The sequence below is a fragment of the Paraburkholderia hospita genome (genome assembly GCF_002902965.1).
Taxonomy (GTDB): domain Bacteria; phylum Pseudomonadota; class Gammaproteobacteria; order Burkholderiales; family Burkholderiaceae; genus Paraburkholderia; species Paraburkholderia hospita.
In genome coordinates, this window is sequence record NZ_CP026106.1 from 1,707,563 (window position 1) to 1,718,936 (window position 11,374).

General features: G+C 63.4%; 11 protein-coding genes. 4 read left to right on the forward strand and 7 right to left on the reverse strand.

What is annotated here, in order from left to right:
• Positions 1 to 22 precede the first annotated feature (22 nt).
• The 5 genes from C2L64_RS26015 to C2L64_RS26035 are packed head-to-tail and all read right to left on the reverse strand — an operon-like array spanning position 23 to position 4,453.
• A complete protein-coding gene (locus tag C2L64_RS26015; RefSeq protein WP_009769760.1) occupies positions 23 to 1,165 on the reverse strand; it encodes a branched-chain amino acid ABC transporter substrate-binding protein in 1,143 nt (380 codons plus the stop codon).
• Positions 1,162 to 1,881 carry an HAD family hydrolase gene (locus tag C2L64_RS26020; protein ID WP_009769759.1) on the reverse strand — a complete coding sequence of 240 codons (720 nt, stop codon included), beginning with the start codon at positions 1,879 to 1,881 and terminating at the stop codon, positions 1,162 to 1,164. The genes C2L64_RS26015 and C2L64_RS26020 overlap by 4 nt, the downstream gene beginning before the upstream one ends.
• The gene (locus C2L64_RS26025; RefSeq protein ID WP_009769758.1) at positions 1,878 to 2,648 is read right to left on the reverse strand and encodes an enoyl-CoA hydratase/isomerase family protein; all 771 of its coding nucleotides are present in this window, start codon (positions 2,646 to 2,648) and stop codon (positions 1,878 to 1,880) included. The genes C2L64_RS26020 and C2L64_RS26025 overlap by 4 nt, the downstream gene beginning before the upstream one ends.
• Positions 2,645 to 3,994 carry a phenylacetate--CoA ligase family protein gene (locus C2L64_RS26030; RefSeq protein ID WP_009769757.1) on the reverse strand — a complete coding sequence of 450 codons (1,350 nt, stop codon included), beginning with the start codon at positions 3,992 to 3,994 and terminating at the stop codon, positions 2,645 to 2,647. The genes C2L64_RS26025 and C2L64_RS26030 overlap by 4 nt, the downstream gene beginning before the upstream one ends.
• 57 nt (positions 3,995 to 4,051) lie before the next feature.
• Positions 4,052 to 4,453: a thioesterase family protein gene (locus tag C2L64_RS26035; protein WP_009769756.1), complete on the reverse strand. Its 402-nt coding sequence runs from the start codon at positions 4,451 to 4,453 to the stop codon at positions 4,052 to 4,054.
• Positions 4,454 to 4,632: 179 nt separating this feature from the next.
• On the opposite strand from C2L64_RS26035, the gene C2L64_RS26040 reads away from it, so the two are divergent.
• Positions 4,633 to 4,773: a hypothetical protein gene (locus C2L64_RS26040; protein ID WP_176133924.1), complete on the forward strand. Its 141-nt coding sequence runs from the start codon at positions 4,633 to 4,635 to the stop codon at positions 4,771 to 4,773.
• 405 nt (positions 4,774 to 5,178) lie between these two features.
• On the opposite strand, the gene C2L64_RS26050 is transcribed toward C2L64_RS26040, so the two are convergent.
• Entirely contained in the window at positions 5,179 to 6,057 is an 879-nt protein-coding gene (locus tag C2L64_RS26050) for a hypothetical protein (RefSeq protein ID WP_009769755.1), read from the reverse strand.
• A 198-nt stretch (positions 6,058 to 6,255) separates the two neighbouring features.
• Between C2L64_RS26050 and C2L64_RS26055 the strand changes: the two genes are divergently transcribed.
• Both C2L64_RS26055 and C2L64_RS26060 read left to right on the forward strand, forming a co-directional pair.
• On the forward strand, positions 6,256 to 7,317 hold the full coding sequence (locus C2L64_RS26055) for a catalase family peroxidase (protein WP_039901953.1): 1,062 nt from the start codon (positions 6,256 to 6,258) through the stop codon (positions 7,315 to 7,317).
• Complete coding sequence (locus C2L64_RS26060; RefSeq protein ID WP_009769753.1) at positions 7,314 to 7,847, forward strand: cytochrome b; 534 nt, start codon at positions 7,314 to 7,316, stop codon at positions 7,845 to 7,847. Before C2L64_RS26055 ends, C2L64_RS26060 begins: the two co-directional genes overlap by 4 nt.
• Positions 7,848 to 8,450: 603 nt before the next feature.
• Here C2L64_RS26060 and C2L64_RS26065 read toward each other — a convergent pair.
• On the reverse strand, positions 8,451 to 9,398 hold the full coding sequence (locus C2L64_RS26065) for an IS110 family RNA-guided transposase (protein WP_039901856.1): 948 nt from the start codon (positions 9,396 to 9,398) through the stop codon (positions 8,451 to 8,453).
• Positions 9,399 to 10,109: 711 nt separating this feature from the next.
• Here C2L64_RS26065 and C2L64_RS26070 point away from each other — a divergent pair.
• Positions 10,110 to 11,180, forward strand: a complete 1,071-nt coding sequence (locus C2L64_RS26070) for an IS30 family transposase (RefSeq protein ID WP_079483546.1) — start codon at positions 10,110 to 10,112, stop codon at positions 11,178 to 11,180.
• Positions 11,181 to 11,374: the final 194 nt, after the last annotated feature.

The window sequence follows — 11,374 nt, forward strand, 5'->3', positions numbered from 1 at the left end:
TTCCGACGCGCCAGAGCGCGCGTCAATCCTTCTGCGCAATCGCGGTAAGCGACCCGCCATTCAGCCGATACACCGTGACGGGCGCATCGATCCAGTCGCCGTTCGCATCGAACCGCACGGGACCGAGGATGCTCGTGAACGCCTGATCGCGTAACGCCTTGACGAACACCTCGGGCTTCGTCGAGCCCGTCTTCTGCATGGCATCGGCGACGACGAGCGTCGCGGCGTAGAAAGCCGGCGCGTAGGTATCGACATCGGCGTTGAAGGCGCTTCTGAACCTCGCGCGAAAGGCCTTGCCGTCGGGTAGCGTGTCGAGCGGCGCGCCGCCCTGCGCACAGAACATGCGCTTGTCGGCGACGCCTGCGGACAGCTTGTCGAATTCCGGCGAGCAGATGCCGTCGCCGCCGACGATCGTCGCATTGATGCCGAGTTCGCCCATCTGCCGAGCGAGCGTCGCGGCTTGCGCGTAGTAGCCGCCGTAGAACACGACCTGCGGGTTGCGCGATTTGATCTGCGTGAGAATGGCCTTGAAGTCGGTCGTCTTGTCGGTGCTGTACTCGCGCGCGACGATCTCGAGCCCCGCCTTCTTCGCGCTTTCGACAAACACGTCAGCCACGCCCGTGCCGTAAGCGGTACGGTCGTCGATCACGGCGGCCCGCTGAGCGCCGAGCACTTTCGCCGAATAGAGCGCCATGCGGCCGCCCATCACGTTGTCGTTGGTGGCGAGGCGAAACACATACGGAAAGCCCAGATGCGTGAGTTGCGGATTCGACGACGCGCCCGTCATCATCACCACGTGCGCCTCGTTGTAGATGCGCGCGGCCGGAATGCTCACGCCCGAGTTGTAATGGCCGATCACGGCCGCCACGCCGCCGTCGACAAGTTTTTGCGCGACGTTCACGCCGACTTTCGGATCGCCCTGATCGTCCATCGAAACCAGCTCGAAGCGAACCGGCTTGCCCGCGACCATGAACGTTTTCGCGTTCAGCTCCTCGACGGCGAGGCGCACGCCCCGCTCGTCGTCCTTGCCGCTTTGCGCCGCGCTGCCCGTGAGCGGGCCCGCGACGCCGATCTTCACCACTTCCTGCGCAGCCGCGCCGCCGGCCAGGCCAAGAACGGCCGCCGCGCATGCGATGAACGCCATCGCCGTCTTCATCGGTTTCATATCGCTTCCCCAGTTGCTGTGAATGGCAAACTTTCCAGAACGTCCCGTACGGGCGACAGCGTGTCGAACTCGAAATCCGGACGCGGCTGCCACGTGCCGAGCGTGTCCGCGCCGCGGTTGATCCAGGCCACGGCCATCCCGAGCGGCTTCGCCCCGTCGATATCCGCCCAGCTGGCGAGCGAACAGTGCAACACGTCGGCTGCATCGAGCGCGAGGCGATCGAGCGCCAGCGCGAAGATCGCCTGCGACGGCTTGTACGCTTGCGCCATCTCCGCTGTCGTCACATGCTCGAAGTAATGCGTGAGCCGCGTGCGACGCCACAGATCGCTATCCATGTTGGTGATCGGCATCAGCGGATAACGCGCCGCCGCCCAGTCGAGAAACGGCTCGGCGTCCGCGTGCGCGGGCGACGCTTCCACCAGATGCGCGAGGAAGGTGTCCGTCAGCGCGTCGATCGCATGGCCTTTGCGCGCGCCGGGCCAGCGTGCGTCGAGACACGCCGCCAGCGCCTGCTGCGCGACGTCGCGGTAGCGCGCGTAAGCCTGGCCGCGATAAAGACGCACGTTACGGATGTCCCAGTCCAGATAGACATCGAACGCGCTTTCGCCCGTTTCGACCGACAGGCGGCGCAGCACTTCGGCCATGCCTGCCGTGCCGCCGCGATCGACGTCGACGAGCGTGCCGAAGTAATCGAAAGTCAGCGCTTTCGGATTCATCGCGTGCCCTCCTTTCTCGCCGCGAACGCTTTCACGCGCTCCGCTGCATCGGGATGCGAAAACGCGTCGATGGTCGCGGCGCTTTCGAGTTCGAGACTGCGGCCGAGCGCGCCCGACAACTCGCCGTTCACGAGGCGCCTGAGGCGCGCCACCGACGTCGACGAACGTTGCGCGATGCGCGACGCCAGGTCGAGCGCCGTGTCGAGCACGGCGTCGCGCGGGACCACGCGATTGACGAGACCCATCGACAGCAGCGCTTGCGCATTCTGCCGCTCGCCGAGCAGCCAGAGCTCCATCGCGCGCTGGTGGCCGATGGCCTGCGGCAACAGATGCGTGACGCCGCCTGTCACGAACTGCCCCCACTCCATCTCGGGGAAGAAGCACACGAGATCGTCCGACGCCACCACGAGATCGCAATTGAGCATCCACTCGAACCCGCCGCCAACCGCATAGCCGTGCACCGCGCCGACCACCGGCTTCGCGCCGAGCATGAGATCGCGCGTGATCCGCTGAATCCGTTCGATATGGCTGCGGATGCTCGCGTCGCTCGCGCTCTGCTGGCCGAATTCCTGGAGATCGTCGCCCGCGCAGAACGCGCGGCCCGCGCCCGTCAGCACCACCACATGGCAGGCAGGATCGTTATTGCATGCGTGCAAGGCATCGTGCAGATCGTCGAGCAATGCGCCGCCGATGGCATTCATGCGCCCCGGCCGGTTCAGCGTCACGACGGCCACGGGTCCTTCGTTGCGTAAGATCACGTCGCTCATGTGGGTTCCTTGTCGATCCAGCGCGTCTTGCCTTCCGTGCGCGGGAAATGTTCGAACGGCACCATCGTCACCGCCGCGCTCGCGCCAATGCGCTCGCGCACCGCGCTTTCGATGCGTGCCGCGGCGTCCAGCCAGCGTTCGGCAGCGAGATCCCTTGCTGCCTCGACTTTCATCACGATACGGTCGTACGGCCCGTCCCCCTTCAGCACGATGCGGAACTGGCCCGATGCCCACTGCGGCAGCGCCTCGACGGCAAGCCGCACCGCGCCCGGAAACACATTGACACCGCGCACGTTGAACATGTCGTCGGTGCGGCCCGTTACACGAAAGCGCCATGCGCTGCGGCCGTCGGGACCCGGATCGGCGCCCGTCACCGTCACCACGTCGCGCGTGCGATAACGCACGAGCGGCTGACACTGCTTGCGCAGATGCGTGCAGACCAGCTCGCCCGTGACGCCCTCTTCGACGGGCAAACGCTGGAGCGTTTCGGGATCGATGATTTCCGCGAACACCACGTCCGCCGCGTGATACAGCAGATCGTTGGTCCAGTCCGTCTGTCCGCCCAGAATGCTCAGCACTTCCGACAAACCGAAATTCGCGTTGCGCACCTTGAAGCCCCACTTGTCCTCCATTGCGGCGCGCAGATCGGGATTGTCGAGACCCGCCTCGCCACCGAAGAGCCCGAGCTTCAATCCGAGTTCGCGCGGTGAAGGTCCGCCCGTTTCGCGCAACACCTGCTCGATGAGCGCGGGATACGACGGCGTGCACGAAATCGCGTTGATGCCGAGATTCAGAATGGAGTCGATCAGAAGCCGTGTACTACCGACGCCGAACGGCACCACGGTCGCGCCCGTCGCTTCGAGGATCGTGTGATCGGTGAAGCCGCCCGTCCACATGCAGTAGTTGAGGCAGTGCACCACGCGGTCATCGGGGCGCAGGCCCGCTGCCCACATCGAACGCGCGCCCACCCGGGCGATATCCTGCGCATCGCGGACGCTGTTGGCCAGTATCAGCGGGCGGCCCGTCGTGCCCGAGGTCCGATGCAAGCGCGCGATGCCGCTTTCCGCGCACGCCACGTAGCTCCCATACGGCGGCGCGCCTTCCTGGCTCACGCGCAACTCGTCCTTCTCCGTGAAGGGCATGTCCTGCAGCGTGTCGAGCGTGATGTCCTCGCGCTCGATCCAGCGCGACAGCTTGCTTCGATAGAACGCCGACATCGCGCGCAAATACGGCCATTGGCGCGCCCACAGCGTGTCCTGATGACGGCGCACCTCGGACAGGGCAAGGGTTTCGAACGCTGCGTCGAAATAGACGCCTTGCGGCGGGGGAGAAACGGCCACGTCCATGTGATTCCTCTTGGTGAGCGGCTCGCGCCGCGAATGAATGGATGGATGAGCGTCCGCTTATCGCGCGCCGCGCTTCGACGCGCGCGCCTCGATGGCGGCACGATCGACGATGGCGCGCGCATGGCTCGCCGTGCCGACCGGTCCGCCCGCGTCGGCCGCCACGATGTCGAACCAGTACAGCGCGCCCTCGACGCCGCGAAACGTCGCGGTGGCCGACACGTCGATGCCGGGCGGCGTAGGCGCAAGATGACTGAGGTGCGTGGTGACGCCAACGGAAAGCTGCCCGTCGCGCAGCGCGTCATGCATGAGCCCGGCACACGCGCGCTCGATCAGCGTGAGCAATGCAGGCGTCGACAGCACGTCGGGATACCGCTCCCCAGCCGCGTGCGCATGCGCCGACGCGAGATCGGCGGCAGCGACAGTGTGGGTGAGCGTGGCGGCTTGGCCTGGTTCGATCATGGGCAGCTCCGGTTGTATGGAGCGGCTCATATGCAAGGGCTGCGCCAGTGTGAGCGGAGCCTTGTGTGGCGGCACTTTGCGGGATTTGCGAGGTGAACGCGCAGGCGCACCGTAAAGTTTCTTTACGTTGCGAATCGAAACGGTCGTCGCGCTGCTTAACGGTCCGCGGTGAGATCAGTATGGAACGTATCGTGCGCGTGACGAGCGCGTTTTCCGGGCTCGGCATCGCCGCGATGCAGGCCGTACGTGCGGACCCGAAGCGCGAATGGCGCGACGGCATGGTTCGGGCCGCGATGGATGCGCTCGGTCATGGCCGATGACGATGTTGATCATCGGGATGGTGGCTGGATTTCTCGCAGGCGTGCTGGTGATGTACATGCTTGCGCTGTTCAAGGTGAACAGGGATAGATGGCCGCACATTCGAAACGACAGCTCGCGCAAGCCGGATTGCGTCGTGAACATCGGTGCAAACGGCAGTACGATAGACAATCGACCGATGAAATCGAGGAGGCACCATGAACGCGGTATGCCCGCTACACGGGCCGACCACCATCATCCGCACGAACGCATACGGTTTTCCCGTCTACGCGTGTTGCTGCAACGACGTGCCGTACGCAACGCCGCCGGACGCCTGCACAAGGGCGCCGACGCAACGCGGAAAAGACCCGCAGCAGAAGCCCGAACAACCGAAGACGAAACGAGAATGACGGGCGCCGCTGCGCCTATTAATGCGGCGCTTTCCCAGCGAGCCACAGCGCGAGATTGATCGCATATCGATGCGCGTCCTGCAGCGCCGCTTGCTCCGTCTGCATCCCGTTGCCCGGCGGCTCGTCCACGAAGCTTGGACAACCGAGCCGCGCGTCCCAGTTGTAGTCTGCGAAATGATGAAACGTGCTTTGCGCGACAGCGGGCCCGCCGTCGCTGGACGGTTCAAAGGCAACGGCAAGATTGAAGCTCGTTCCTGTGATCTTGCTGTTGCCTCGTGCGATCACGCGGGCTGATGCATCGTCGGGCGCATTAACGGCGCCCTCGTGCGGGTGAGCCGGCAGGTAGCGAATCACGCCCGTCGGCGAGTCGGCATTCTTCAGCACGGGATGTATCGCGCCCACAACCGCAACTTCCTGGAAGTCTCCATTCGCGCCCGAGTGAAAATTCGGCCATGAAATATGCGTGGAGAACGGATCGTCGCATACGCATCGCGACTGGTCGGGATCGACATTGCGGGTATGAAAGTGATGTGCCTTGCCCACTTTGCCCAGGCTGCACAGCGAACAGCCCACATCCATGTGATCTCTCGTCACCATCAAACCGCGGCCTGCCTGACGGAATCGCGTAATGCCTGCGCAGTCTTCGGGCGTCAGGCCGTCTCCGTTATCGACGGCAAATAGCCACAACTCGTCGAACGCGGTGTCATCCAGACGCGAAAGTACCGGGTCCGGCTCTCCGGGTTGCTCGCGGTCTCTCGCGACCACGTCGAATACGGCGCGCCCCTCAGCATCGCGATGGTCGCGCAGCAGTTCGGCAAGCCGGCTGAACCGCGCGATCGACCAGTCGTCGGCGACGGAGGGAATGGTCGTTTGTAGCAGGATCTTGATGGTATCCATGATGGTCACGCAGCACGCTGCGCTCGTTTGAGCATGCCGTCATGCTAGACGGATTCGAATGGGGACAGTAGACATGCGGACAGATACACGGTGTTGCCTCGTGGACACCTATCGCAGATCTGCGCGCTCCGCCCCCTTCTGCACGAATTTTATGATGCTGCTAGATTGTCGCCAGCAGAACTCTCGAGCGAGACTTCCATGGTTGATAGACCCGGTTCACAAGCTTCCGCTGCCCGCTCACTGGCCTTGATTTCGGTCATCGTCGCCGTCGTGGCCATTGCGTTTGCGTATACGGCAGGCTGGCTCACGCCAGGCCGGCTGACACCCCCAAAGGTCGTCAACGCGCTGGCGCCGCCGGGCGGTCCTGCGTTGGGTTTCCGGCGCAATCACGCGAAGGGCATCTGCTTCACGGGCACCTTCGAATCGAATGGAGCAGCCGCTGCATTGTCGAAGGCGCCGATGTTCGCGCAGGGTTCGTCCCGCGTGACGGGACGCTTCAATCTCGCCACGCCGGACCCCAACGCGCCGGACCCGACCGTTCGGGTTCGCGGCCTGAGCCTGCGTGTGGTCGCGCCGGATGGAACCGAATGGCGCTCGGCGATGATCGACGCGCCCTTCTTCCCCGTCGCGACACCGCAAGCGTTCTACGCGTTGCTCGAAGCATCGGTGAAAAAGGACGATCCCGATGCGATGAAGCAGTTCATCGCCGCGCACCCTGAGTTTGCCGCGTTCGGTGCGTGGGCGACGACGGCGCCGTGGACGGGATCGTTCGCGCAGGATCAGTACAACAGTCTCAACAGCTTCGTGTTCACGAATGCCCAGGGACAGGACCAGGTCGTGCGCTGGTCGTTCGTGCCGGCGGCGAAGCCGGAGGCCGTGTCGCCCGACGTCCTCAAGCAACGTCCCGCGAACTTCCTCGAAACCGACATCACGCAACGCGTGCAGAGCGCGCCGCAACGCTGGACGATGATCGTCACCGTCGCCAATCCGGGCGACCCGACGGCCGACCCGAGCAAGGCCTGGCCGGACGACCGCCGCAAGGTGGAAGCGGGCACGCTGGTGGTCAGCGCGATCGAGCCCGAACCCGACGGCCCGTGCCGCGACCTCAATTTCGATCCGACCGTCCTGCCGGCGGGCATGCATGTTTCCGACGATCCGTTCCCAGCTGCGCGCTCGGCTGCCTATTCCGTTTCGTTCAATCGCCGGACTGCCGAAGACAAGTACTATCCGCACACGCCTGCCGAAGGAGCGAAGCCATGACACCGACTCTCCAGCGCTTTACACCGTTGCAGCGCGCGCTGCACTGGATCATGGCGATCTGCATTCTGGCGATGCTGTTCATCGGCGTCGGCATGGTGTCGACCATTCGGCCTGACTATCTGACGCTGGTCTCGGTTCACAAGCCGCTTGGCATTGTGATCCTCGTGCTCGCGCTGATCCGTCTGGTGGTGCGACTCACGCGCGGCGCGCCGCGACTTCCGCCGGACATGCCCGAGCCGATGAAGCTCGCGGCTCATCTGTCGCACCTCGCGTTCTATGCGTTGATGATCGCGTTGCCGCTGATTGGTTGGGGGATGTTGTCGGCAGCGGAGTATCCCGTGATCGTGGCCGGCGTCCAGTTGCCGTGGATACTGCCGCATAGCAACGAACTGCACACGCTGCTATGGAACGCGCACCGGTTTCTTGCGTTGTGCTTCTTCGCGTTGATCCTCGTGCATTTCGCGGCCGCGCTGTTTCATGCCCTCGTCAGACGCGACGGCGTGTTTCAGGCCATGGCGCCCTGGCGCTGAGCGGTCGGCTCGATGTCTCTGATCTTTTGCGCGCCGGCATGCCGCCCACCAGCGTGTGAGCGTGCACGTCCCGCGTGACGACTGCGACCGCTGCCTCGTGGATCTTCGCTGCTTTTGGCTTCGCCGGTGTTTGCGATTTTGCGTCGAGGGGTGGCGTTGCTGGTTGGTGTTTTGGCCTTTGCGCTGGCATCCGCGTTTTGTCTTCGTGCTTCATGCGTTGCCCTCTGTGCGGGGCGGCATCTGCTTTGTCTGCGACGGCTGGTTGGTTTGGTTCGGCTTTTTCTGGCATCCGCGTGGCGCCTTCGCGGCGCATGCGTTGCCCCTGTGCGGGGTGGCACCTACTTTGTCTGCGACGGCTGGTTGGTTTGCTTCGGCTTTCGCTGGCATCCGCGCTATGCCTTCGTGCTTCAAGCGTTGCCCCTGTGCGGGGCGGCACCTACTTTTCTTTGCCGCCGCAAAGAAAAGCAACCGTATTGGAAGTCAAGCGGGAGGCTGTTCCGGGGTGCTGGATTCTCAATGTGGTTGCCGGTTCCGTACAGGCGAGCGCAAACCACGCGAGTGATCGCGTTCAGGCACAGCATCCAGGCAAAGCTATACCGCCGGTTAGTTCGTCGATGGGTTCCAGGGTGTTGAGTTATGGACCATGGCGTTGAGCGTCACGATGAGCTTGCGAATGCACGCGGTCATGGCCACCTTGAAGGGTTTGCCGGCCTGACGCAGACGGTCGTAGAAGGCCCTGATGGTCGGATTGAAGCGCAGCGCGGGGATGCAAGCCATATAAAGCGCGCGCCGCACGATGGCACGACCGCCCTGAATGCGACGCTTGCCGGTGTGCTTGCCGCTATCGGAATTGAACGGAGCAACACCGGTCAGCGCGGCGATCTCGCGGCGGTTCAATGAACCGAGTTGTGGCATGAACGCGATCAGTGTGGCCGCGGCGCCGGGACCGATGCCGGGCACCGAGCGCAGCAGGTCCTCCTTCTGACGCCACGCGGGCGAAGCGCGCAGGAACGAATCGATGTCCCTGTCGGCGACGGTGAGCTGCTGTTTGAGCCATTTGATATGGTCATTCAGGCTTTCCTTAGCCGCGGCATGAGCGCGCTCCAGGCGGGCTTTTTCGGCCACGAGCATGTCGATGAGCTGGGCACGGCGCAGCAGCAGGGCTTGCAGCTGCTCGGTCTGCACATCGTTGAGCGGGCGCACGACGGGTTTGATGACGGCGGCGAAATGGGCGATGACGAACGCGTCGATGCGGTCGGTCTTCGCCCGTTTGCCGGTGGCTCTGGCAAAGTCGCGCACCTGTCGGGGATTAACCGCGACAGCGGGCAGGCCGGCCTGGCAGAGCGCCCTGAGCACGGCGAGTTCGAGCTTGCCGGTGGCCTCCATGACGATCAGGGTGGGACCCAGCGCGATCAGACGCTGGACCAACTGTTCGATGGCGGCGGTTTCATTGTCGACACTGAAATGTTCGGTCGTGTCGTGGATGGCAACGTCGAGCGTGCTACCGCTGACGTCGATGCCGATATAAAGGGACGAAGAAGTCTGGTTCATCACGGTACCCATACTTGCAGGAAAATACGAGCTCGAGGCTCAGTCAACTGTTCGGGTTAAGACGATGAGAAGGACAGTCGCTCAGGCTTTTCTGCGAGCTCAAGGCACTATAGGCAGACGAGCTGACTGTCCGTGTGGCGACAACTGATCGGGTCGGTGCCACGGAGGGGAATATACAAGTAGGCAAAAGAAAGCGGCTCACACCGCCAGTTCTTGTATTTGCCTGAGGGTCCCCAACCGGTCTTACGCTTCACACGGCAATCACGTGACCCATGTTCGTTGCCAACGCTCTTGCGGTGCGTCTCACCCGCTTCACGCACCCGCGCTTCACCATGCCCTGCCAGATATTCCACGGCCGCCCAGGTGGCAAACTGTGTGTAAGCCGTAGTGCCTCGCACGCCTCACTTCGGACCGATAGCGCATGCGTTCCACCCTGTAAGAGCGCTACCCTATACGCCGCGACAACCTACACACAGTTTGCCACCTGGGCGGCACATACCATTCGCTGCCGCTCGCCCGTGCACGGGTATTCGAAGCGGGTGAGGCGCTCATTCAGCGCGTTGGCAACACAGGCGGACAGATACGTTGCCGTGTGAAGCATAAGACCATTTGGGGGCCCTCAGGCAGGAAGAAAGATTGGCGGTGTTAGCCGCTTTCTTTTGCCTGGCGGTTTCAAGGATCAAGTGCAACACTTCATTTAGGATGTGTTGCATGGGACAAAAATACGAACACCTTGGTGCCGAGGAGCGCGGTGCTATCTTTGCAATGAAGCAGGAGAACAAGAGTACGCGGGAGATTGCACGTGTGTTACGGCGTTCGCCAGCCACGATCAGCCGTGAACTCAGGCGCAATGGCTGGAAGCCGGATCATGAGCGAGGTCCAATGGGACGTCCCGCTATCGCTGGCGGCTACAATGCCGCGAACGCGGGCCGCCGGGCGGCAAGGCTGCGGCGCAAGCCGCGCTGTGAGCGCAAGCTGCATCCTGACGGACCATTGTGGGCCGAGGTACGTCAATACCTGGAAGGCGGCCTCTCGCCTGAGCAGGTGTGCGCCCAACTCGAACGTGTGCATCCCGAAGAACCTGCCTTGAACGTCTCGCACGAAACGATCTACCACGCCATCTATGCCGCGCCGCGTGGCGCATTGCGGCGTGAACTGGTTGCCCTGCTCAGGCAGGGGCGTAGCACGCGCAAGCCGCGCACACGCGGGCAGGACCGCCGTGGGAAGCTCGTCGACATGGTGAGCATTCATGTGCGCCCGCCCGAGGCCAACGACCGGTTGATTCCGGGCCACTGGGAAGGCGATCTGATCAAGGGTGCGGGCAACCGTTCGGCCGTGGGGACCCTGATTGATCGCAGCACCCTGTTCGTGATGCTGGTGAAGATTGATGGCAGCACCGCCGAGGCGGCGCTTGATGCCTACAGTGCGGCGTTCGCGCCGCTGCCGGCAGAACTGCGCCAGACCCTGACGTACGACCAGGGCAAGGAAATGGCAGAACATAAAAAGCTTGCCGAGGCCACCGGTATCCGTATCTACTTCTGCGATCCGCACAGCCCCTGGCAACGCGGTATCTGCGAGAACACCAATGGTCTGCTGCGCCAGTACCTGCCCAAAGGCACAGACCTCTCCGTGTTCTCGCAGCGCCAGCTCGACCTGATCGCGATGCGCATGAACATCCGTCCGCGCAAGACGCTCGGCTGGAAGACCCCTGCAGAAGCTTTTATGGAAAAATGCGCGGAACAGGATATTGCGATCAACCCCGCTGTTGCACTTAGCCTTTGAAACCGCCCCTACTTTTCTTTGCGGCGGCAAAGAAAAGTAGGTGCCGCCCCGCACAGGGGCGACGCTTGAAGCACGAAGGCATAGCGCGGATGCCAGTGAAAGCCGAAGCAAACCAACCAGCCGTCGCAGACAAAGTAGGTGCCGCCCCGGACAGGGGCAACGCGTGAACAGCCAACACCGCCAGCGCAAAAGCC